We start from the raw sequence: 23,162 nt of genomic DNA on the forward strand, positions 1-23,162 counted from the left end.
TTATTTGATAAATACCGCATTTTTGAGTTTCCCATTTTTGAAGTCCAACTCACAAATAAAACCTCCGAAATTCCAAAGTTTGTTTCCGCGACCCTTCATAAATTCCACATAAGAATCAACAGTCATATTTGTTGGATGTTCTGCCGTCCAAACTAAATTGCCATTGCTATCAAGAGCCTTACAATTTTGAAACTGTCTATGTCTTGGTGCATTATCGTCGAAATCATAAATCACGACAGCCAAATCGTTAATAACTCGAACATCTTTTATTCGATGTTCCAATTCATATTGTTTTCCGTCAATACTTAAAGTTCGATTATCAGATTTTACTTTATTCAATATGTTTTTTCTAATGTTTGCTAACGGTCTAGGCTATGATGTCGTTGTGGAGATTTGCGTAGGGAAATCTTTCATACGGAATCTAGCTGAATGAAAGGTTTAAAGAACTGAAGTTAGCCAAAATAACGTAACGAATTGAAGCATTTGTCACAAATAGTATTTTCTAGTTTGTTCTTTATCCTCTTTAGGGATTTCCTCCCATTCGATTTTGGAATTTTTTGGCTCCCTTTTATTTAAAATTATTCTTTTGCCATATCGTTCAGGAATTAGTTCAAATTCCCTTCCGTCTCGTTTGATTTTGTAGATGTAAGTACTTCTGCAGTATAGGAATTCATCCACGAATTGAGCCTTTATCCCATAATTTGTCGATTTTAAATCTGAGGCAACACTAGGGTAAATAAGGCAATTGATTTCTTCATTCTTTAAAAGAATATTACTTAATGCGCTTCTGGGCTTATATTTATATTCTTCCCCTTTTTCAACTCTTTCTTGAAATTTTGAAGAAATAAATTGTTCGATGAGCTTGTCTTTTTGACAGGCATATCTATAGTCTTTTAATTCCAAATTTTCTTTCGGATTAGCTTTTAATGCTTCAATTCCTGCATACTGTGAACGCATTTTGATTTGAGGGTATTTTTTATGAAAAATACCAATCATTACTAGGTCCATATTCGAAGGAGCCAATTCTTTGATTACAGCACCTAAATAGTTGGAAGAGTAAAAAAAATTTTGTCCTTTATCGCTACATCTATTCAGTCTATGATGGACTTCGCCGATTTCTTTGAAATTTGGATACCATATTGATTTTGTTGTCTGTAGATCTGACTCGTTTGTGCCAGTTATTATTCTTGCTCTGAAAAGTCCCTCAAATGAAAGATTTATAGTTGGTCTTGTATGTCCTAAAATAGCTTTTGAAAAAAAATATTCTATTTCTTCAATTGAGCTATTCCGAAAATCAAAACTCCTAAGTTTTTCCTCCCAATTATCGTTCATTAATATTGTGTGTAGCTTATTGTATGAATGTCTTCTGCATCAATAAACCGGATTAAGACAAATAAGTAATGCTATTAAACCGCCACAACCCCTTTAATATGAGGATGGGGGTCGTAGTTCAATAGTTCAAAATCGTCAAAAGTAAAGTCAAAAATATTCTTCACGCTTGGGTTCAACCTCATGGTAGGCAAGGGTCGCGGGTCACGGCTCAGTTGCAGTTCCACTTGTTCCATATGGTTATTGTAAATATGGGCATCACCAAAGGTGTGTATAAAATCTCCGGGTTGGTAGCCACATACCTGGGCCATCATCATCGTAAACAAGGCGTAGGAGGCAATGTTAAAGGGCACGCCCAAAAATATGTCGGCACTACGTTGGTAGAGCTGGCAAGAGAGTTTGCCATCGGCCACATAAAACTGGAAAAAGGCATGGCAAGGGGGTAGGGCCGCTTTTCCGTTGGCCACATTTTCACTAAACGAAATAGAGGTATCGGGCAGCACGCTGGGGTTCCAGGCAGAGACCAACATGCGTCGGCTATTGGGGTTGTGCTTCAAAGTCTCGATTACTTCTTTAATCTGGTCGATCTCCTCACTGTTCCAATTGCGCCATTGGTGTCCGTATACTGGGCCCAAATCTCCATTTTCATCGGCCCATTCGTTCCAAATACGTACGCCATTCTCCTGCAAGTAACCCACATTGGTATCTCCTTTTAAAAACCACAGCAATTCATGCACAATGGATTTTAAATGCAATTTTTTGGTGGTCACCATGGGAAATCCTTCCGATAGGTCGAACCGCATTTGGTAGCCAAAGACACTTTTTGTCCCTGTTCCGGTACGGTCGCCCTTTTGGTTTCCGTGTTCCAATACGTGTTTTAGTAAGTCGTGGTATTGTTTCATGATTGTAAAGGTAAAAGGTAAAGGGTGAAAAGGCAAAAGGTGGGGCAGGTGGGTTATTATATTTTATTAACTATAGGTGAGGCGAAGGGTTAGAGGATTGAAAGGGTAAGGGCTAAGGATTAAAGGTGAAGGTAAAAGGGTCTAGAGTGGAAGGTTAAAGGGTTATGGGTTTTGTTTGTTGTATTTGATTAGTGCAGCTATTTGCTTTTGGAGGCGTTGTACTTTTTTGATGATAGGAGTTATGTTTTCTGATGGAATGAATTCCAAATCCTCGCAAAGGATGAGATGATTTTCTAATTCATAAGCAGAACCAAGACTTATTTGAAGAAACCGTACAAAATCCTTGTTGGAATATTTGCCGCAACCTTCCGCTATGTTAGCAGTGATTGAAACAGAACATCTATTAATTTGGGATATCAACCCGTATTTTTCTGTGTCGGGAAGCACTTTGGTAGTCAAATAGATTTCTTTAACCAATATTCTGGCCTCTTTCCAGACTTTCAACTCTCTAAAATTTCGCATGGCAATAACCTTTTAAAATCTTGAGGTTGATTTTATAAGTTTGTTTGACGTGCCAAACTTTAACTCTTCACCTTTTTACCCTTCAACTTTACCCTTCAACCCAATTTATCCTAGAATCATACCGGCGATGGTGGCAGAAAGTAATGAAGCCAAAGATCCGCCCAAAACGGCTTTCATACCGAATTCGGAAAGGGTTTTGCGCTGACCTGGAGCCAAGGAGCCAATACCTCCAATTTGGATACCAATGGAAGCAAAATTGGCAAATCCACAAAGCATGTAGGTGGCCATAATCACTGATTTGTTGTAGGTAAAATGTAGACTACTGGCCATGTTTTTTAGTTCAGCGAGTTGAATGTAGCCGATAAATTCACTGGCAGCGAGCTTTATACCTAACAACTGCCCCATGAGCATGATGTCATCCCCGTTTACCCCGATGAGCCACATGAGGGGAGCGAAGACCGTACCTAAAATGGCTTCCAGTGAGAAACTATCATATGGCGAATTGTTGGCAATCCAATTGTTCAAAGTCGTGAAATCACCGACCCAACCTAAGATTCCATTAATCATGGCGATAAAGGCCACAAACACCAAAAGCATGGCACCAACATTCATGGCGAGTTTGAGTCCTTCTGTGGTTCCGTTGGCAATGGCATCCAAAATATTGGCGCCAATATTTTCATTGGAAACTTTTACATCCGTATTGATTTTTTCCGTCTGCGGATAAAGGATTTTAGAAACGACAATAGCTCCAGGTGCCGCCATTACCGATGCGGCCAGTAAATGTTTGGCAAAAACCAATCGCAGCGCAGGGTCATCTCCACCTAAAAACCCAATATAAGCTGCCAATACTGCTCCAGCTACGGTCGCCATTCCCCCGATCATGACCAAAAGAATCTCTGATCGGTTCATTTTTTCCAAATACGCCTTGATTAATAGCGGGGCTTCGGTCTGCCCCAAAAATATGTTTCCAGCAATAGAAAGGCTTTCTGCACCTGAAATCCCCAATGATTTTGTCAATAGCCAAGCCATGGCCTTGACCACTTTCTGGATGATTCCCAAGTAAAATAAAACTGATGTCAGTGCCGAAAAGAAGATGATGGTAGGTAATACTTGAAAAGCAAAAATGAATCCGAAGGTGTCCATATCCACCACAAGGCCTTCAAACAAAAATTTACTTCCCGCTCTTGTAAAATCGAGGATGCTGACGAATACCTGCCCAATTTTTTCAAAAATCAATTTTACCAAAGGCACTTTAAGAACACCGATGGCAATTAAAAGTTGTAGTGAAAGTCCGATTACGACGGTTTTCCAATTGATGGCCCTACGATTGGAACTAAAGAGGTATGAAATCAGGATCAAAACTGCCATTCCCAAAGCGCCTCTCCATAAACTGTTTATGGAAAAACCTTGATTGGGAATTATTTCTGGGGCTTGACTCTGCGAAATATCATCCAGAATGGTGGTGTCGTGTGCAAGAGCCAGTGAATCTGGAAGTGCATTCTGACCAAAAGTGACTGCACAGGTAAAGAATAAAAGTATGAGTAGACTTCTGGTTTTGTTCGGCATGTAGTGGATTTATTTGCGCTTGGAGATTTCGTCCCTTATTTTGGCGGCCTTTTCGTAATCTTCGCTGGCTACCGCTTTTTCCAATTCTTTATGTAGTTCTTCGAGCGTAAGCTCACGATACCCTTGGGACGAGGCACCGGATTCTATCTCCACGGTTTCTCCTTCCTGGAGGATTTCATCTACCACAATACTGTCGTCATCTTCATTTTCCTCATCTTCTTTGGCCGAAAACTTTAGGAAAATACCGGCTTTGTCCAAAATGGTCTTGTAGGTGAAAATCGGGGCATTGAACCGTAGCGCCAAAGCAATGGCATCGCTGGTTCGGGCATCGATAATTTCTTCTACTTTATCCCTTTCGCAGATGATGCTAGAATAGAACACACCGTCTACCAACTTGTGTATGATCACCTGTTTGATTACAATCTCAAAACGATCTGAGAAGTTTTTGAACAGGTCGTGTGTAAGCGGCCGTGGAGGCTTTATTTCTTTTTCCAATGCAATGGCAATAGATTGGGCCTCAAAGGCACCAATGACAATGGGAAGTTTTCTATCTCCTTCAACTTCATTCAAAATAAGGGCATAGGCGCCATTCTGTGTTTGGCTGTATGATATCCCCTTTATTTTTAACCGTACTAAGCTCATATAATCTTCCTATAAACGCAAAAAAGCTGTTCAAATAGTGGCGATACCAGTTATCTGAACAGCCCCTTGCAAAAGGCAAATTAACAAAATTTAAGCGTTTTGGGCTTTAAATTCCTTTAATTTTTCGATGAGTTTGGGCACTACTTCAAAGGCATCCCCAACAATCCCGTAATCCGCGGCCTTAAAGAAGGGAGCTTCGGGGTCGTTGTTGATCACTACTTTGGTTTTAGAGGCACTTACCCCGGCCAAATGTTGTATGGCACCAGAGATGCCAATGGCAATATAAAGGTTGCTGGCCACAGGTTTTCCGGTCTGTCCCACGTGTTCTCCATGCGGACGCCATCCTAAATCGGATACAGGTTTGGAGCAAGCAGTAGCTGCACCTAAAATATCGGCCAATTCCTCGACCATACCCCAATTTTCAGGACCTTTGAGACCACGACCTCCAGAAACCACGATATCGGCATCGGCAATGGTGGCTTTTCCAACCACTTTGTCCACTTCTACGGATTTGGTGGTGAAATCTGCGTCGGACAGTGATGGGTTAAAATCTTCAATGGAAGCGGAACCTCCATTTTCATGGATGCCATAGGCATTGTTCGAAACTCCAACGATTTTTACATCTGAGCTGATTTCGGTATGCGCGAAGCCTTTGTTACTGAAAGCCGTTCTTTTTACCACAAATGGGGATGTACTTTCTGGCACGGCAACCACATTGGGAACATAACCAGCGGCCAACTTGGCGGCAAGTATCGGAGCCAAGAATTTAGTATCCGCACTTGAGCTTACGATAATGATCTTTGCGTCTTCTGCTTGGGCGGCTTGGGCCAATACATTCGCATAGGCTTTGGCGTTAAAAGTGTCTAATTGACCATTGGCCACCTTTAATACTTTGGATACTCCATAGTTGCCCAAAGAAGCTTCGTCTTCGGCATTTATGGTAACTGCAGTTACACTTCCGCCAACTTCCTGTGCTACTTTGTGAGCATAAGAAGCTACTTCCAATGCATTCTTTTTAAATTTTCCTTTGTCTGATTCGGTATATACTAATACTGACATAATTTTTTCTGGATTCTAGTTCTTAAATCACTTTAGCTTCGTTGTGCAATAACTCGACCAATTCCCCAACATTTTCAGCATCTACCAATTTAACAGGTCCTTTTGCTGCTGGTTTTTCAAACTTTTGGTCTTGGGTCTGGGAAGCCGCATCGACAGGTTCAACTACATTGAGGACTTTTTTTCTGGCCATCATAATTCCTCTCATATTGGGAATCCGAAGGTCGCTCTCTTCTACCAATCCTTTTTGCCCTCCAACTACCAAAGGTAGTGTGGTGCTTATAGTCTCCTTACCACCGTCGATTTCACGTGTTGCGGTTGCATTGGTTCCATCAACCTCCAGCCCAATACAAGTGTTCACAAAATTCATATCAAGGAGTGTGGCCAAAATTCCTGGCACCATCCCTCCATTATAATCTATGGATTCCCTGCCGGCAATAACTAGGTCGTAACCCCCATTTTTTACTACTTCAGCCAATTGTGTGGCCACGTAGAATCCGTCAGTAGGTTCGGCATTAACGCGAATCGCTTCATCAGCACCAATAGCTAAGGCTTTGCGGATAGTAGGCTCGGTTTGCGCTCCTCCAACGGTCACCACATGAACTGTCGCACCTTGCTTTTCCTTGAACCACATGGCGCGCGTCAATCCGAATTCATCATTGGGATTAATCACAAATTGTACTCCGTTTGTATCAAACTTGGTGTCCCCTTCCGCGAAGTTGATTTTGGAAGTGGTATCCGGTACGTTGCTAATGCAAACTAAAATCTTCATAGTATTTTGGATTTATCGGCGCTAAGATAGCTATAAAAATTCGAAATTTATTATGCATGCATAATAAATTTTTGTTCTTTTTTTAAATTTTACTACGGCATTGTTCTTTTGGATTTTGCTATTTTTGCATGCGTTTTTGAGCATTCTAACTCATATTCTAATACTTAATGAAAACACTACAGTTCAGACAAGCAATCGCAGAGGCCATGACCGAAGAGATGCGTAGGGATGATACGATTTATTTAATGGGTGAAGAGGTTGCCGAATACAACGGTGCCTACAAAGCGTCAAAGGGAATGTTGGATGAGTTTGGACCGGAAAGGGTTTTGGACACTCCTATTTCTGAATTGGGTTTTGCGGGAATCGGCGTTGGGTCTGCCATGAATGGAAATCGACCTATTATTGAGTTCATGACTTTCAACTTTTCATTGGTTGGAATCGACCAGATTATAAATAATGCGGCAAAGATTAGGCAAATGTCTGGTGGTCAATTTGCATGCCCTATCGTATTTAGGGGACCGACTGCTTCTGCCGGTCAGTTGGCGGCAACACACTCACAGGCTTTTGAAAGCTGGTATGCCAATTGCCCTGGTCTAAAAGTTGTTGTTCCGTCTAATCCTGCTGATGCCAAAGGATTGTTGAAAGCGGCCATCCGTGATGACGACCCCGTTATTTTTATGGAGTCTGAACAGATGTATGGTGATAAAGGTGAAGTGCCAGAAGGAGAGTACACCATTCCACTAGGAGTAGCTGATATCAAAAGAGAAGGAACAGACGTGACCATCGTTTCCTTTGGAAAAATCATCAAAGAGGCTTACAAAGCGGCCGATGAATTGGAAAAAGAAGGAATCAGCTGCGAGATTATCGACTTGAGGACCGTTCGTCCAATGGATCATGATGCTATTTTGAATTCCGTAAAGAAGACCAATAGAATGGTAATTTTAGAAGAAGCATGGCCTTTTGGAAATGTGGCTACTGAGATTATCTACCATGTTCAGGACAAAGCATTCGATTATTTGGATGCTCCTATTGTAAAATTGAATACAGCAGATACACCAGCTCCTTATTCTCCAGTACTTTTGGCGGAATGGCTACCTAATTCCAAGGATGTGATCAAAGCTGTTAAGAAAGTGTTATATAAATAGGATACTTATATTTGTAAGGTATATTAGCCTCGTCGACAAAAAAGTTGGTGAGGCTTTTTTTAAGGAACAGTTTTTGATAAGAAACTACTTTTAAATCAAACGAACCATTACGCTTAAGAGATTTCCGCCTAGGTTTTCTCTAGCGGGACATATCAAAAAATGAAAAGATTCCTTTTAGTTTTTTTCCTAACGTTATTTAGTGCTTTTGCTTATTCACAGACCAAGGTCGGTGGTATTGTTATAGATGATTCCGGTTCTCCCATTGCCTTTGCCAATATTGTTTTTAAAGATTCTTCGGAGGGAACCATCACAAATGATAATGGGCGATTCTATATAGAATCGGATGAAACATATAGCACTATACTTATTTCTTTTATTGGGTACGAAACCAAGGAAATTGAACTTCAACAGAAGGTGAACTTCAACATGGAGATTGTGCTGGCCGAATCTACAGAGCAGCTAAAGGAAGTAATTGTATACACGGGCAAACAATCTAAAAAGGATAACCCTGCTATAGATATTCTAAAGAAAATCTGGGCAAAAAAGAGGGAGAATGGACTGCGAAAGTTCAAACAATATCAATATGATAAGTATGAAAAAATTGAGTTTGACTTAAATACCATAGACAGTGCCTTGATCAAAAGTAGATTGTTCAAGGGACTTGAATTTATGTTTGAAAATCTTGATACCTCTAGGATTACTGGAAAGACCTACTTACCCATGTTTTTGAATGAAACCTTCTCCAAAGTTTACGGCGACAATGTTATAAATGAGGAAAAAGAAGATGTATTGGGCAACAAAAATTCTGGATTTAGCGGGCATCAGGCCATCACTGCCTTCGTAGAGGACCTATATTCAGATTACGATATCTATGACAACTATTTAAAGTTCTTTGACAAGAGCTTTACAAGTCCTTTGTCTAAAACAGGCGTGGATACCTATAATTATGTACTTTCAGATAGCACTTTTATAGATGATAAATGGTGCTATAATATTATATATTATCCCCGACGTAAAAATGAACTGACCTTTAAGGGTGATTTTTGGGTGAATGATAGTACATACGCCATCAAAAAAATAAATCTTCAAGTTACCAAGAGTGCTAATATCAACTGGGTAAAGGAAATTTATATTGAGCAGGATTTTGATGTGGTCAGCGATTCCGTATTCCTTTTGAAGCGGGATTACATGCTTAGTGATTTTAGTCTCTCAAAAAAGGAAAAGTCGCGAGGTATCTATGGCAAGCGTACAACGGTGTACGACAACTATCAGTTCGACACCAACAGATCAGAAGAATTTTATAAATCGGAATCAGACCCTTATGATCCCAGAGTTTTCTCGCAGGACAGTACCTTTTGGAAGAATGCCCGTTTGGAAAAGTTGAATGAGGATGAGTCTGGCATTTTTAAGCTTCTAGACACCTTGAAAACAGTACCAAAATTTCGTACGTATTATGACTTGGTCAGTATTCTGGGCTCTGGGTATATTGAAATAGATAAGTGGAACATCGATATTGGAAACATTTACAGTGTCTTTGGTTTCAATGATGCTGAAGGAACACGGGTCCGGCTTGGGGCAAGAACCTATTTTGGGCAAAACGATTTGTGGCGCCTTCAAGGTTATCTGGCTTACGGATTTACCGATAAAAAGGTCAAGCATGGTTTTTCTGCTAAATTTTTATTGGACAGAAAGAGCAGGCTAATATTGTCAGGAGGAAATAGAAGGGATATAGAACAATTGGGGCTTAGTCTTACCAGTACCAATGATGTGTTGGGAAGGAGTATTGCCTCTTCTTCTTTGGTCACAGTGGGGGCTAATGACCGTTTGACCAATATTAATCTATCTACTGTTAATTTGGAAATTGAACCTGTAAAGAATTTTAGGGTAAGGTTTGGGAGTTCGTTCCGAACTTTGAGTTCTGCCTTGCCCGACGCGTTTAATTTAGATTATGTGGACCCTGAATCTCCAACGGGAATATCATCCGAAGTAAAGCAGTTCGACCTAAATACTACCCTGATTTACACTCCAGGAAAGAGAACCATAGGTTATGGGGTGGAACGTGCTAATATCAATGATAACCACAGTACTTTAGTATTGAACTATACCAAGGGCCTAAGCGGATTTTTAGAAAGTGACTTTAACTATGAGCGCCTTCAGTTTTCTTATAAACAGCCCTGGCAAATAGGTGGTTTTGGAAGACTTACCAGTAGTGTGGAACTGGGTAAGACCTTTGGAGAAGTGCCATTGAGCTTACTAAGCGTTATACCCGGAAACCAAACCCTTTTTTCTTTGTACAATGTCTTTCCTAATCTAGATTTTTATGAGTTCGTGACAGATACTTACGCCACATTGCATCTGGAGCATAATTTTAATGGTAGACTGTTTTCCAGAATTCCCGTTTTGCGCAAGTTGAACTTAAGGGAAATTGTAGGGCTTCGAGGTGCTTGGGGGAAATTATCTGACGAGAATATCGCACTGAGTGCACCGGCTAACATTCCTTTAATGGCACCGGAAGATCAAATCTATTGGGAGTATTCCTTTGGAGTAGGGAACATTTTTAAAATTCTACGGATAGACTTCAATTTCAGAGGAAATTACCTTGATAATCCTGATGCAAGACCGTTTGGCATAACAGGTACCTTCGGATTTAATTTTTAATTAACATAAAACGTGGGCTGACTGTGCGCAATTCACGCAGTTCACACTATTTTTGCAAAAAATTTAAAACCTTAAGATGTCAAAGAAAGAAGTAACCTTCGATGTGCTGATTGAAATTCCGAAAGGAAGTAGAAATAAATATGAATACGATTTTGCCTTAAATAAGATTCGATTCGATAGAACTTTGTTCTCATCCATGATGTACCCGGGAGACTATGGTTTTGTCCCAGAAACGCTGGCGTTGGATAAAGATCCTTTGGATGTATTGGTTTTGGGAACGGAGCCCACCTATCCCATGGTTGTTATGGAAGTTAAACCTATTGGGGTTTTCCATATGACTGATGAAAAAGGTCCGGATGAAAAAATAATCTGTGTTCCCGTTAACGATCCTGTTTGGAACAACAAAGAAGACATCACCGATATCAATCCACATAGAAAAAAGGAAATCGAACACTTTTTTGCCGTGTATAAAGATTTGGAAGAGAAGAAAGTAGATACTGGAGGATGGGGAGATGTAAATGAGGCTATAGACATCTATCATCAATGTGTACAACGCTACGATGAAAGTCCGCATAAAAAGCAGCGAACCTTTACCATATAAACAAAATTGAACCCAAATTAATGCGTTTTTGATTACCAAAAACGCATTTTTTTTATTAGGGTGTATTTTACTACATTAGCTGCCATTAAAAAAATCTTAAAATAACTACGAACTATGGATTTAATCGTAAAGTTTCTGCCCGCATTCGGTATTTTGGGCTTGTTGTACGTGCTTATTAAAAACGTATGGGTCTCAAAACAGGAGGTTGGAGATGATAAAATGGCGCGAATCGCCAAAAATATTGCCGATGGGGCAATGTCATTTTTAAAGGCAGAATATAAAATATTGAGCATTTTTGTCATATGTGTGGCCATTTTGTTGTACTTCAAAGGAAGTAGCGAGGAAGGATCAAATGGAATGGTTGCAGTTTCCTTTATCGTGGGGGCTATCTGTTCAGCACTTGCTGGTTTTATCGGAATGAAGGTAGCCACAAAAGCTAATGTAAGAACAACACATGCCGCTAGAACTTCATTAGGGAAGGCCCTTGAGGTCGCTTTTGCAGGAGGTGCAGTTATGGGTCTTGGTGTTGTAGGATTGGGTGTTCTTGGTTTGAGCACGCTTTTTATGTTTTATAGTGGTCAAGGTTGGGAGCTTGGAGAAGTATTGAACGTACTTTCAGGTTTCTCTTTAGGTGCTTCATCCATTGCACTTTTTGCTCGTGTTGGGGGTGGTATTTATACCAAAGCCGCTGACGTGGGAGCTGACCTTGTGGGTAAGGTAGAGGCTGGTATCCCGGAGGATCACCCGTTAAACCCTGCTACAATCGCGGATAATGTTGGTGATAATGTAGGAGATGTTGCTGGAATGGGAGCTGACCTTTTTGAATCTTATGTAGGTTCCATTATCGGAACCATGGTATTGGGAGCTATCATAGTAACTCCAGGTTTTGATGGTCTTGGTGCGGTATACTTGCCATTGGCTTTGGCGGCAATTGGTATTGTAATGTCTATTATAGGTACCTTTTTTGTTCGTGTAAAGGATGGTGGAAACCCACAAACTGCTTTGAATATTGGAGAATTTGGTTCTGCATTTTTAATGCTGATAGCATCATATTTTTTAATAACAAATTTTATTCCTGAATCCATTGAAGGACTACCATTTGGTGCAATGGGTGTTTTCTATGCTACTATTGCCGGTTTGGTGGCTGGTTTGTTGGTGGGTAAGGTTACCGAATATTACACAGGTACAGGAACAAAACCGGTAAACTCGATTGTACGTCAATCCGAAACTGGTTCTGCAACTAACATTATTGCTGGATTGGGTGTTGGAATGATGTCCACAATGATTCCTATTATTTTGATTGCTGCGGCTATTTTGGTCTCTCACCATTTTGCAGGTCTTTACGGAATCGCAATTGCTGCGGTGGGGATGTTGGCAAACACTGGAATCCAGTTGGCTGTTGATGCTTACGGACCTATTTCGGATAACGCTGGTGGTATTGCTGAGATGGCTGAATTACCAAGTGAAGTTCGAGAGCGTACCGATAAATTGGATGCGGTAGGAAACACTACGGCTGCAATTGGTAAAGGATTTGCGATTGCTTCTGCTGCATTGACTGCTTTAGCACTTTTTGCAGCCTTTATGCAAACCGCAGGAATAGAGTCTATTGATGTTTCGCAACCTAAGATTATGGCTGGACTGTTGATTGGTGGAATGCTTCCATTTGTATTCTCCGCACTTTCAATGAACGCGGTTGGTAGGGCCGCTATGGCAATGATTGAAGAAGTTCGTCGTCAGTTTAGGGACATTCCCCAACTTAAGGATGCTTTAGAGGTGATGCGAGCTGTTGATTCAGATATATCTAAAGCTACCGATGAGCAAAGAGCAACTTTTGATGCTGCCGATGGTGTGGCAGAATATGAAAAATGTGTGGCTATTTCAACACAAGCCTCTATCAAAGAGATGGTATTGCCTGGTCTTTTGGCTATAGCTGTTCCTGTCGCTGTTGGATTTATCGGTGGAGCTGAAATGTTGGGTGGATTGTTAGCAGGTGTAACTACCGCAGGTGTGTTGATGGCTATTTTCCAATCTAATGCCGGTGGTGCTTGGGATAATGCTAAAAAGACAATCGAGAGTGAAGGTCGTAAGGGTTCTGACGCCCATAAGGCTGCTGTTGTTGGAGATACTGTAGGAGATCCTTTCAAAGATACTTCGGGTCCATCTTTGAACATCTTATTGAAATTGATGTCCGTTGTGGCGTTAGTTATCGCACCAAGTTTGGTAAGCCCTGATGCAGGTGATGAAATGGGTATGTTGAATGTTGATGGAATTGAAGTTTCAATTACTGAGGAAGGTGTTCAGGAAAATCCAGAACAAGTTGAAAAACAAGCCCAGCTTGAAATGAATACTACAGAAGCTCAAGTAGCGATTGAAAATGGCAAAGAAGCTAAAAAAAAGGTAGCCTTGTCCGATAACGCGAAGGAATAACTTTAGTTCATATATAGAATATGAAAGGCCCGAACCTTTAGGTTCGGGCCTTTTTGTTTAATGTCACATCGAACGCAGTCGAGATGTAAATCATTGCATGTTTTTCCTTCAACACTTCGACAGGCTCAGTGTGACAATTACTGCAACTTAAAGGTAATCGGAATAGAGAAAGGAACTTTTACCGCTTTTCCTCGCTGCTTTCCAGGGGTCATTTTAGGAAGTTTGTCAATGATTCTTGCAGCCTCTTTTTCCAAAGTTTCATGTGGCCCTCGCATACGTACTTCATCAATACTACCATCTTTTTGAATGGTGAACATTACACTCACTCTGCCTTGTAAGCCCATTTCTTGAGCCATTACTGGATAACGGAAATTTTTTCTGATGTGTTTCTGCATCATTTCCTGAAAACAAGCTCTTTTATCCTCTGCATCTTCACAACTTGGAAAAATTGGTACTTCCTCAACGAATACCCAAGGACAAACAATGAGGCCTTCTTCCTCTTCTTTTTCAAAAACAATATTATCAATGTTCAATGCGCTGCATGTAATTATTCCGGTTGTATCTATGGGAATGGGCAGATTACAACCCATTATTGGAATTTCCTCTTCAATAATAGGAATAACGGAAGGTGGAGGGGGTGGTAATTGAAAAGTAATGGGTGGCACCTCTTCGATAAGTTCATCCTGTATTTCAACATAAGCAATATTCCAATCAGGTGTTTTGTACTGTATTTTCCATTCTAAAGCAAGATAGGAAAGTAACAAAATGGTTGTTAGTCCTATTAAAAAGTAAAGTGGGCTATTCTTTTTCAATTCCGATTTTGGATTCTTCTTTAATTCCATAAGTCGTAGGTTTTACGGATTTTTCAATAAGATTTTGAGCTTGTCGAAGGAAAATCTTTTATTTTCGAGTACCTACGACAAACTCAAACTTATTATTGTTGGGTTATTGCAACCTAAAGGTTATAGGGATGGAAAAAGGAACTTTTACAGCTTTTCCTCGCTGCTTTCCAGGGGTCATTTTAGGAAGCTTGTCAATGATTCTTGCAGCTTCTTTTTCCAAAGTTTCATGTGGCCCTCGCATACGTACTTCATCAATGCTACCGTCTTTTTGAATGGTGAACATTACGCTCACTCTACCTTGCAAGCCCATTTCTTGAGCCATTTCTGGATAACGGAAATTTTTTCTGATGTGTTTCTGCATCATTTCCTGAAAGCAAGCTCTTTTGCCTTCGTTGGTCTTTTCATTTTCACAACCGGGAAAAACAGGCACAGCTTCGATAATTGCAAATGGAATTACCTCATTAGGTTCTTCCTTGTCAAAAACAACATCTTCCACGTCCATTATTTCGGTTTCATGGTCTATTTCGCTCGACTCAATTACAGTTTCAATAATGTCTTCGTCATTATCGACAACCTCAATTATCGGGGGAGCTTGAATTTTCGGTGGAGGTGGGGGAGGTAATTTATTGATTAATAAAGGGACTTCTTCGATAAGTTCATCTTGAACATCCAAACTTGCAATGTCCCAATCTGTGGTTTTATAATATGTTTTCCACTCCACAGCTACGTAAGACAATAACAAGATTAATGTTAGCCCAATCATAAAATAGAGGGTGCTGTTCTTTTTTAGTTCCAATTTTGGATTTTTCTTAAGTTCCATGTTTTCAAATTTTATGAAGCCTAGACTTCGAGTTAGAGATATTGGGTGTTAACCCTAACCTAAAACTAGTTTGAAAACCATGGTTGTAAAACCCATAATGAGGGAACCACCTGTTTGAATGAGGGACTGGGAAAAAAAATTAAAGACCTAGCTCGGTCAACGTTGTTTTAAGGGCTTCACTTGAAGGTCTTGGAGCATTGGCGTTCACTATTTTTCCATCAGGGTCGATCAAAATAAAACGTGGTATACCCTTAATTTGATAATCCTGAACAAAATCAGACTCCCAAGCTTTGTCGGCAATCAGCTGTGTACCACCTAATGCTTTGTCAGTGACCATTTTTTGCCAGGCATCGTAACTTCTGCGTGTATCTATAGAGATGCTGACAAATTCAATGTTTTTATCGTGATAGGATTTTTCAACTTCTTTTAGGGATGGTATTTCTTTGATGCAAGGTCCGCACCAAGATGCCCAAACGTCAATGTAAACATATTTGCCCTTAAAATCGGATAGTGAAGATTCACCACCTGCATGGTTTTCGTAAGCCTCAAATGCAGGAGAAATAGCCCCAGGAACTATTTTTTTGAGCTTATTGTAAGAATCAGTGATTTCTTCTTTATGGGTATCATTTGTCGATATCGACATAAACTTGTTGTAGTAACCATCTAAATCCTTGGTGTACGGAATGTTGCCCAAAACCCCTCTGTGAACAATAGAGTTTCGGATGTTTTCCACGGGAATCTGCTCCACTATTTTAAAAAAGGCTTCATTGTTATCAATGCTATCGTTCTTGGCAAGCTCTTTGGCTTGGTCTTGGTAATGACGATGAACCAAGGACTTATACATGACGGAATAGTCAAAATCTTCTTGATTCAAAAATGACATTTCTTTTCGTTTATCTGGAAAACTTTCCGAGACTTTAAAATCAGGATCTTCGGTTACAGCTGCATGAGCAAAATCTTTATACTCACCCAGAAGCGTGGTGGAGTAGTGGTCGATATCCCTTTTTTCTTTTTCCCGAATATTTTCGGGTATGCTGTCAAACGAATCAAGCAGGTTTTCTACTGCTGTGCTCATTTCATTTACCTTGGCTACAAAATCAGATTCTTCTTGTGCATAAAAACTTTTGAAATCATTACCGGCTACCTCTTGGTACTTGTTTTGTTTTTGTACATAATAACGATCTATGGCTGCCCCATCTCCTTGAAATACTAGGGTGTTTTTAAAATCTTTTGGATTATATTTTACATGTACATTATATCCATTTTCCAAATAAAGAAGTATGTTGTTGATACCATCGGCCAATCGGTAAGGTATGTGTTGGATATTCCGTAAAGTATCTGAGAAAGTGCCATTTTCGTTTACTGGAATCTCTTTTCTAAATTCACCATTGACTGAGATTAAGGCCATTGTTTTGGTTTCAGGATCAAGCACTTTACCTGAAATGAGGGCATCTTTCTTTTCCTCTTGTTGGGAACAGGCTCCTAAAATTAAAAGGATAAGGATTGGGAACAGGTTTTTCATGGAGTTTAGGTAAACGATTAAATGGGTTGAGATCTTTGATTTGCTTAAAATAGCCCGTGGATTTCGGCATCAATTTTATTGATAACTTGACCCAAGTCTTCAGGTTCATCAACAAAGTTGATGTTGTCCACATCAATGATTAAAAGCTTGCCTTTTTCATAGGTGTTTACCCAGGCTTCATAACGTTCGTTCAATCGACTTAAATAATCAATGGAGATACTGTTCTCATAATCACGACCCCGCTTATGAATTTGTTTTACCAAATTTGGAATGGAACTCCTAAGGTAAATGAGCAAATCTGGGGGTTGGACCAAGGTTTCCATTAACTCAAAGAGACTTTTATAGTTTTCAAAATCTCTATTGGTCATCAGACCCATGGCGTGTAAGTTGGGTGCAAAAATATGAGCATCCTCATAAATGGTGCGATCTTGAATAACATCTTTGCCACTTTCCCTGATACTTAAGATTTGACGGTAGCGACTGTTCAAAAAATAAATCTGGAGATTAAAGCTCCAACGCTCCATCTGCGTATAGAAATCATCTAGGTAGGGGTTATCCACTACATCTTCAAATTGGGCATCCCATTTATAATGTTTGGCTAATAAAGTGGTCAATGTGGTTTTTCCTGCTCCAATGTTTCCGGCTACGGCAATGTGCATGGGTGTTGATCTTGAATAGTTATTAGATTGTGGTTTGTGATTGCAAAGGCATACAATATACAACGAATCTTGTGGAAGGTAAAACCAACTTTGTTGGTTTTATAAACGTTTCGATGAAAAACCATTCTCAGTGTTTTAATGCATGACAACTGCAACCGGGAATTGAAAAACTCTGGGTTTGTTCGTGCCAAGGAAATGCTTGGTTATACTTATTGTTTTCCCAATAGAATTTGCTTCTTGTTTTGGATTCGTTACCTATTTCATTCATAGTTTCGGTATCGTACAGACGTCCATTGACCATGGTATATCGAATGGTATTGGTGTTCTCAATGTCTTCCAATGGGTTTTTGCCTAGCACTATTAAATCTGCTAGTTTACCTGCTTTTAAAGAGCCAATTTCATTGCCCATACCTATGTATTCGGCACCATTGATGGTAGCAGCCTTAAGGGCTTCCAAATTAATCATGCCTCCTGCTTGTAGCATCCAAAGTTCCCAATGGGCGCCCAAACCTTGTAATTGTCCATGGGCTCCAAGATTTGCTTTTACTCCAGCATTGGAAAGGTCAGTCACGGTTTTAGAAACTAAAATATGACCATTTGTGTATTCTTCTTGGGGAACTTTGGTTCGATGACGACTTCTGGAATCAATAATGTGTCTGGGAGTATACTTCAACAGTTTTTCATTCTCCCAAACATTGTCACGCTCATAGTAATAATATTCGCCGTTCAATCCCCCATAATTTACAATTAGGGTAGGGGTGTATCCACTTTTACTATTGCTCCAAAGGGTAAGAATATCATTGTAAACTGGAGCAACGGGAATATTATGTTCAATCCCGGTATGCCCATCCATGATCATACTTATGTTATGGAAAAAGGTAGACCCACCTTCGGGAACCACATTAACACCCAGTTCTTTGGCTGCTTGCATCACTTGCTGTCTTTGTTCACGACGAGGCTGATTATAACTTTTAACCGAGGTTGCTCCAAAAGCTTTTGTTCTACGGATAGCAGAACGGGCATCATCCAAACTGTTGACCACGGCCTTGAAATCTCCATCTGCGCCATATAAGATAAATCCAGTAGAGTAGATTCTCGGCCCGACCATTTCACCACTTTTCACCAATTCTGAAAGTCCAAAGACCGTCTCACTATTGGCGGATGGATCATGTGCAGTAGTTACTCCAAAGGCAAGGTTAGCGTACAATTGCCAATGTTTTTTGGTATTTAATCCATCACGGAATGCTCCAATATGAGCATGGGCATCTACAATACCGGGCATTATGGTTTTACCGGTAGCATCAATAACCTCAGTGTTTGATGGAATAGAGATTTCCGAAGAAGAACCTATGCTTTCTATTTTATTGTCTTTGATTATGATGGTGGCATTTTCCAAAACTTCATCACTTTCCATAGTGATGATACGTGCATTGGTAAATGCTATCCTACCTTTTGGTCTGTCTGTTTTAGCAATAAGCCCAACGGATACGCCTTTTTCTGTAATGGGCGGAATACTATCAGGTGAATTTTTAAGAAACGTAAATCTTTGATTCACATCATTGGAGAAATATTCACTTCCCAAAGTCCAATGCAGTTTTTTGCTATCATTGGACCAGTGTAGGCTATAACCCGCATCTTTAGCGACTTGGGTAACAGGGAAAGCTTTACTATTAGGGTCAAAATCGATGATTTGCCCGGTCATTGCCATCGGAGCGACATAGGCCTTATGCAAATTAGAGAACAACAGCCATTTATTATCGGGAGATGGCACAATGTGGTTAGCGTATTTGGATTTAAAATGGACGCGTTCATCCTTACCGTTTAAATCTACACTTTTAAGCTCTTTGGTCAACGAACCAAAAAATTGCCCTCCAGTTTGAAAGAAGATTCGTTTGTCATTCTTGCTAAAGGTTGGTGTTAAGCCATTTCCAGTAATCTTTTTGGCATTGTTTCCATTGGAATCCATAATGTAGATCCCTGGCTCCTTTGTATAGGTGTGTCCCTGATCATTGCTTCCTCCTTGTTTACCATAAACAATGTGATTTCCGTCGTTGGAAAATGAGGGGAATCTAAAGATTCCTTTTACAGCTGTTAACTTCATAGATGTTCCACCATTGCTTGACACTTTTTGTATGCTTCCCAATTGTTCGTCGTCCCAGGTCACATAGATAATTTGCTTTCCATCGGGAGAGAAGGAAGGTTCAAATTCTAAATCAGTACTTTTTGTCAAACGCTTGGGCTTGCCATTGGGCAGCGTTTTGGTCCAAAGATGTCCCAAGGCACTAAAAACTATTCTTTTTCCATCTGGAGAGGTTTTTACATGACGAATTACCTTGGCAGTAAACTCGTCAGAATCTACCTGATGTTGTACACGATGGGTTTCGGCAATTTTAATTGTGTTGTCTACCTGAAACGGTATGGAGTCTACTTGAAGCGTTTCAATATTGATTTTTTGAATTTTACCACCTGCCCAAAAAACAAGGGCCTTGCTGTTGGGCATCCAACTGAAGTTGGGATAAGTGCCAAAAATAGCCCAGGCTTCCATCTGGTCTTTATTCAAGATATCATAAATAGGCCATTCCTCCCCAGTTTCCAAATCATGGATGAACAGAACAGTTTTGGTTCGTACTCGTTTTACAAAAGCTAGTTTTTTGTTATCGGGAGAAACTGTGGGCCTTGATGCGCTTCCGGGACCTCCAGTGATGGTAATGGTCTTTCCGGTTTCAAAATCGTAGCGTTTTACGGCATAAATCTGTGCGTTGGGATTCTTGTTATACTGGAAGAAACCTCCCGGATACAAATCCTCACAGTAGTACAGATATTTTCCGTCACTGGAGACCGATGGTTCGTTTACGTCCTGTTGATCGTTTTTGCGTTTGGTAAGCTGCAGTCCGCTTCCTCCCGTAATATGATATTGCCACATTTCACCTGCACCTAACGAACGCTGGGATGTAAAGTGTTTTCTTGCGATCAAATGGTTTCCATCTGGTGTCCAGACGGCGTTGTTCAACAATCTGAAGTTTTCCTTTGTGATTTGTTTGGCATTGCTGCCGTCAACATCCATTACCCATATGTTGTCTCCGCCACCAGCATCAGAAGTAAACGAGATTTGCCGACCATCTGGGCTAAAACGGGGTTGTATCTCAAAGGGCAAGCCTGAGCGCAACGCTTGGGCTTTTCCACCCGAAATGGGTATGATATAAATGTCTCCCAATAAATCAAAAACTATTTGTTTACCATTGGGGCTGACATCAAGGTTCATCCAAGTACCTTCATCAGTTGATAAATCAACATCATTTATCGGCCAATCGGAATAGGGATTGGAAACATCCCATTTTTTATCGTCTTTTTTGTCCTGGGCAAAAGTGAAGCATACTAAAGAGAGTGCAAGAAATGAAAGGAATACTTTGCTTTTCATGATTTGTGAATTAGTCGGTCAGCAAAATACGGATAAACGGCTAAAAAGTAACTCTTGGGATTTTAAAAATACTTAGGGAAGTAGGTTAAAAGAAAAACTATTTTGTTGTGGCAAAGTTAACAGATAAGCTTGTAGCCATAACCCCTGACATTGATAATCTGTACTTCAGGATCTGGTTTTAGCTTTTTTCTAAGCTTGGTAATAAAAACGTCCATGCTGCGGGCATTAAAAAAATCATCATCTCCCCATAATGTTTTTAGAATGGTAGAACGATCAAGAATCAGATTCTTTTTTTGGGCAAGATGATAAAGCAGTTGCGATTCGCGGTGTGTGAGGATGGTTTCTTCTTTTCCAAGCAATAGCAACTGTTTTATGCTGTTAAATCGAAACTTTCCGATAGTAATGTCTTCAAGGTTTTGCTGTAACGCTATACGATTCAAAAGCGCATTGATTCGTACAATGAGTTCTTCCATGCTAAAGGGTTTCTTCAAATAGTCATTACCTCCGTGCTCAAATCCTTCTACGACATCTTTGGTTTGTGATTTGGCGGTTAAAAAAATGATGGGAATGGATGGATTCTCTTTTCTGATTTCCTGAGCCAGAGTAAACCCATCTTTTTTGGGCATCATTACATCCAAAACTAAAAGGTCTGGATCATATCGATGGTAAGCCCGCAATGCTTGTTCCCCATCTTCACATAAAGTGACCTCAAAATTCCGCGTTTCCAAGCTTTCCTTGATAATCATTCCCAAGGACGCTTCATCTTCTGCCAAAATTATTTTTATTGATGAAGTCATATTAGAATTTTGAAAACGGTATTCTTTTTATCGGAGACCAATTGGAGAGTTCCCCCATGTTTTTCAATGATTTTTTTGGAATAAAAAAGCCCTATACCAAACCCTTTTACATCATGTTGGTTTCCTGTTGGTACGCGATAGAATTTCTCAAAGATTCTATCTCGCTGCGATGGGGAAATGTTTCCACCGTTATCGGCAACCGTGATTTCGAATTGATTTATTAATGAATTCAAATTAATATGTACTTGGTTACCTCCATATTTTATAGCATTGTCAATGAGATTGGCCACAGCATTTTCGAAATGAAAAACATCCACTTCGGTCTGAAAAACTGAAACATTGGTACTGAACAGTAAGTCTTTCTCGTTAGAAATTAGCATTCGATATTTTTCAACTAATTGTTCCAAGATTTTCACAATATCAGTAGACTCTTTACTAATAATGAGCTTATCGTTGTCCAGTGTGGCCGTTTCCAAAAGTTTTTCTACCATTTGGTGGAGCTTTTGTAATTGTTGATTGGAAATGTCCAAGTATTTTTCCGTTTTGGTCTTGTCGTTTTTCTGGTTGAAATTCCTGATGCCTTCAATGGCCGTTGTTACGGTGGCAATGGGAGTTTTAAACTCGTGCGTGATATTACTGATGAGATCGTTTTTGATTTCGGACAATTGTTTTTGTTTGTTTATGACACGCATCAAGTATAGCAGGCACAAAACAATGGAAGTTGATAGTGCAAATGAAAGTAAGATACCGGTAAGACTTCTTTTTAAAATGGTTAAAGTGGGATTGGAAAAAAACAACTGTAGTTTTTGGGAGTCGGGAAGATATGTAGATTTCGAGTCGGTCTTTAATTCATGGTTATTTGGAAAGACCCGATTCGACCCAAAAATTATGGAATCGTTTTTAAAATGGGCAAATCTGTATGCTATTTTTATATCCTTTCGGTTGAGTTCATGCAATAATAAACTGTCCAATACTTTAAAATCTATACTATCACTCAAGGCTGCCACTACCAATTTGTTTGCTAGTTTTCGCAGCTCACCTAAACTGTCCCTCATTTTCTGTCGGAACATGCGTAATGAGTGTTTGTCTCCTTCCGAGAACCTTACTGTCAAAGAAGATCCCTTGGTACTGTCTCTGTTTTCCGAAATTCTTTCTTCAGCAACCAATGAATCTAGCTTGGCTTTTATCCATGTTGAATCCTTGCCGATTATTTTTAAGAAACGACCATTGCGTTTTTGTCCGTTTCGTGAATTGATTCTTCCGAAAAAAGCAAAAAAATCCGTTTTGGCCTGACCAGCATAATAAGCTTCCAAACTGTTGTCCAAACTAATCTGTACTTCATTGACCAAGCGCTGTTTATTGGTGCTGTAGTTTTGGATGTTCCAATAAATCTGAATACCAATGGTCACAAGAATTGTAAGACCAATTAGATAAACCAAATTCTTATGTTTTGTGTATTCCATTGCCCCTAAAATAGACCATTG

General features: G+C 39.9%; 19 protein-coding genes. 4 read left to right on the plus strand and 15 right to left on the minus strand.

Features of this window, described 5'->3' with window-relative positions; translation table 11 throughout:
- From E4661_RS07205 to E4661_RS07240, 8 genes are all read right to left on the minus strand, one after another.
- Complete coding sequence (locus E4661_RS07205; protein WP_136466156.1) at positions 1 to 339, minus strand: DUF7957 family protein; 339 nt, start codon at positions 337 to 339, stop codon at positions 1 to 3.
- A 147-nt stretch (positions 340 to 486) separates the two neighbouring features.
- Positions 487 to 1,332: a hypothetical protein gene (locus E4661_RS07210; RefSeq protein ID WP_136466157.1), complete on the minus strand. Its 846-nt coding sequence runs from the start codon at positions 1,330 to 1,332 to the stop codon at positions 487 to 489.
- Between the two features lie 74 nt (positions 1,333 to 1,406).
- Positions 1,407 to 2,231, minus strand: a complete 825-nt coding sequence (locus E4661_RS07215) for a thymidylate synthase (protein WP_136466158.1) — start codon at positions 2,229 to 2,231, stop codon at positions 1,407 to 1,409.
- A gap of 162 nt (positions 2,232 to 2,393) precedes the next feature.
- Positions 2,394 to 2,753, minus strand: coding sequence for a four helix bundle protein (locus E4661_RS07220; protein ID WP_136466159.1), 360 nt, complete (start codon positions 2,751 to 2,753; stop codon positions 2,394 to 2,396).
- Between the two features lie 105 nt (positions 2,754 to 2,858).
- The gene (locus E4661_RS07225; protein ID WP_136466160.1) at positions 2,859 to 4,319 is read right to left on the minus strand and encodes a NupC/NupG family nucleoside CNT transporter; all 1,461 of its coding nucleotides are present in this window, start codon (positions 4,317 to 4,319) and stop codon (positions 2,859 to 2,861) included.
- A 9-nt stretch (positions 4,320 to 4,328) separates the two neighbouring features.
- Complete coding sequence (locus E4661_RS07230) at positions 4,329 to 4,961, minus strand: bifunctional nuclease family protein (protein WP_136466161.1); 633 nt, start codon at positions 4,959 to 4,961, stop codon at positions 4,329 to 4,331.
- 90 nt (positions 4,962 to 5,051) lie between these two features.
- Positions 5,052 to 6,020 carry an electron transfer flavoprotein subunit alpha/FixB family protein gene (locus E4661_RS07235; RefSeq protein ID WP_136466162.1) on the minus strand — a complete coding sequence of 323 codons (969 nt, stop codon included), beginning with the start codon at positions 6,018 to 6,020 and terminating at the stop codon, positions 5,052 to 5,054.
- Positions 6,021 to 6,042: 22 nt separating this feature from the next.
- Positions 6,043 to 6,789, minus strand: coding sequence for an electron transfer flavoprotein subunit beta/FixA family protein (locus tag E4661_RS07240; protein ID WP_136466163.1), 747 nt, complete (start codon positions 6,787 to 6,789; stop codon positions 6,043 to 6,045).
- A gap of 167 nt (positions 6,790 to 6,956) precedes the next feature.
- On the opposite strand from E4661_RS07240, the gene E4661_RS07245 reads away from it, so the two are divergent.
- From E4661_RS07245 to E4661_RS07260, 4 genes are all read left to right on the plus strand, one after another.
- Complete coding sequence (locus E4661_RS07245; RefSeq protein WP_136466164.1) at positions 6,957 to 7,934, plus strand: pyruvate dehydrogenase complex E1 component subunit beta; 978 nt, start codon at positions 6,957 to 6,959, stop codon at positions 7,932 to 7,934.
- Positions 7,935 to 8,093: 159 nt separating this feature from the next.
- Positions 8,094 to 10,592: a DUF5686 and carboxypeptidase-like regulatory domain-containing protein gene (locus E4661_RS07250; RefSeq protein WP_136466165.1), complete on the plus strand. Its 2,499-nt coding sequence runs from the start codon at positions 8,094 to 8,096 to the stop codon at positions 10,590 to 10,592.
- A 76-nt stretch (positions 10,593 to 10,668) separates the two neighbouring features.
- On the plus strand, positions 10,669 to 11,193 hold the full coding sequence (locus E4661_RS07255) for an inorganic diphosphatase (protein WP_136466166.1): 525 nt from the start codon (positions 10,669 to 10,671) through the stop codon (positions 11,191 to 11,193).
- A gap of 114 nt (positions 11,194 to 11,307) precedes the next feature.
- Complete coding sequence (locus E4661_RS07260) at positions 11,308 to 13,620, plus strand: sodium-translocating pyrophosphatase (RefSeq protein ID WP_136466167.1); 2,313 nt, start codon at positions 11,308 to 11,310, stop codon at positions 13,618 to 13,620.
- A gap of 137 nt (positions 13,621 to 13,757) precedes the next feature.
- Here the strand turns inward: E4661_RS07260 and E4661_RS07265 are convergent, their stop codons facing one another.
- The 7 genes from E4661_RS07265 to E4661_RS07295 form a co-directional block, all read right to left on the minus strand.
- Positions 13,758 to 14,462, minus strand: coding sequence for an energy transducer TonB (locus tag E4661_RS07265; protein ID WP_136466168.1), 705 nt, complete (start codon positions 14,460 to 14,462; stop codon positions 13,758 to 13,760).
- Positions 14,463 to 14,565: 103 nt separating this feature from the next.
- Positions 14,566 to 15,282, minus strand: a complete 717-nt coding sequence (locus tag E4661_RS07270; RefSeq protein WP_136466169.1) for an energy transducer TonB — start codon at positions 15,280 to 15,282, stop codon at positions 14,566 to 14,568.
- Positions 15,283 to 15,421: 139 nt separating this feature from the next.
- Entirely contained in the window at positions 15,422 to 16,804 is a 1,383-nt protein-coding gene (locus E4661_RS07275) for a TlpA family protein disulfide reductase (protein WP_136466170.1), read from the minus strand.
- Positions 16,805 to 16,848: 44 nt separating this feature from the next.
- On the minus strand, positions 16,849 to 17,463 hold the full coding sequence (locus tag E4661_RS07280; protein WP_136466171.1) for a deoxynucleoside kinase: 615 nt from the start codon (positions 17,461 to 17,463) through the stop codon (positions 16,849 to 16,851).
- Between the two features lie 127 nt (positions 17,464 to 17,590).
- Positions 17,591 to 20,881: an amidohydrolase family protein gene (locus E4661_RS07285; RefSeq protein ID WP_136466172.1), complete on the minus strand. Its 3,291-nt coding sequence runs from the start codon at positions 20,879 to 20,881 to the stop codon at positions 17,591 to 17,593.
- Positions 20,882 to 20,997: 116 nt separating this feature from the next.
- On the minus strand, positions 20,998 to 21,678 hold the full coding sequence (locus tag E4661_RS07290) for a response regulator transcription factor (protein ID WP_136466173.1): 681 nt from the start codon (positions 21,676 to 21,678) through the stop codon (positions 20,998 to 21,000).
- Entirely contained in the window at positions 21,675 to 23,141 is a 1,467-nt protein-coding gene (locus tag E4661_RS07295; protein ID WP_136466174.1) for a sensor histidine kinase, read from the minus strand. Before E4661_RS07295 ends, E4661_RS07290 begins: the two co-directional genes overlap by 4 nt.
- Between the last annotated feature and the right edge of the window lie 21 nt (positions 23,142 to 23,162).

It is taken from the genome of Flagellimonas onchidii (assembly GCF_004804315.1).
Lineage (GTDB): Bacteria > Bacteroidota > Bacteroidia > Flavobacteriales > Flavobacteriaceae > Flagellimonas > Flagellimonas onchidii.

Excerpts from the sequence above, each read along its gene's own strand:
- E4661_RS07210 (WP_136466157.1), bottom strand. The coding sequence starts at position 1,332 with ATGAACGATAATTGGGAGGAAAAACTTAGGAGTTTTGATTTTCGGAAT.
- E4661_RS07215 (WP_136466158.1), bottom strand. The coding sequence starts at position 2,231 with ATGAAACAATACCACGACTTACTAAAACACGTATTGGAACACGGAAAC.
- E4661_RS07220 (WP_136466159.1), bottom strand. The coding sequence starts at position 2,753 with ATGCGAAATTTTAGAGAGTTGAAAGTCTGGAAAGAGGCCAGAATATTG.
- E4661_RS07225 (WP_136466160.1), bottom strand. The coding sequence starts at position 4,319 with ATGCCGAACAAAACCAGAAGTCTACTCATACTTTTATTCTTTACCTGT.
- E4661_RS07230 (WP_136466161.1), bottom strand. The coding sequence starts at position 4,961 with ATGAGCTTAGTACGGTTAAAAATAAAGGGGATATCATACAGCCAAACA.
- E4661_RS07235 (WP_136466162.1), bottom strand. The coding sequence starts at position 6,020 with ATGTCAGTATTAGTATATACCGAATCAGACAAAGGAAAATTTAAAAAG.
- E4661_RS07240 (WP_136466163.1), bottom strand. The coding sequence starts at position 6,789 with ATGAAGATTTTAGTTTGCATTAGCAACGTACCGGATACCACTTCCAAA.
- E4661_RS07245 (WP_136466164.1), top strand. The coding sequence starts at position 6,957 with ATGAAAACACTACAGTTCAGACAAGCAATCGCAGAGGCCATGACCGAA.
- E4661_RS07250 (WP_136466165.1), top strand. The coding sequence starts at position 8,094 with ATGAAAAGATTCCTTTTAGTTTTTTTCCTAACGTTATTTAGTGCTTTT.
- E4661_RS07255 (WP_136466166.1), top strand. The coding sequence starts at position 10,669 with ATGTCAAAGAAAGAAGTAACCTTCGATGTGCTGATTGAAATTCCGAAA.
- E4661_RS07260 (WP_136466167.1), top strand. The coding sequence starts at position 11,308 with ATGGATTTAATCGTAAAGTTTCTGCCCGCATTCGGTATTTTGGGCTTG.
- E4661_RS07265 (WP_136466168.1), bottom strand. The coding sequence starts at position 14,462 with ATGGAATTAAAGAAGAATCCAAAATCGGAATTGAAAAAGAATAGCCCA.
- E4661_RS07270 (WP_136466169.1), bottom strand. The coding sequence starts at position 15,282 with ATGGAACTTAAGAAAAATCCAAAATTGGAACTAAAAAAGAACAGCACC.
- E4661_RS07275 (WP_136466170.1), bottom strand. The coding sequence starts at position 16,804 with ATGAAAAACCTGTTCCCAATCCTTATCCTTTTAATTTTAGGAGCCTGT.
- E4661_RS07280 (WP_136466171.1), bottom strand. The coding sequence starts at position 17,463 with ATGCACATTGCCGTAGCCGGAAACATTGGAGCAGGAAAAACCACATTG.
- E4661_RS07285 (WP_136466172.1), bottom strand. The coding sequence starts at position 20,881 with ATGAAAAGCAAAGTATTCCTTTCATTTCTTGCACTCTCTTTAGTATGC.
- E4661_RS07290 (WP_136466173.1), bottom strand. The coding sequence starts at position 21,678 with ATGACTTCATCAATAAAAATAATTTTGGCAGAAGATGAAGCGTCCTTG.
- E4661_RS07295 (WP_136466174.1), bottom strand. The coding sequence starts at position 23,141 with ATGGAATACACAAAACATAAGAATTTGGTTTATCTAATTGGTCTTACA.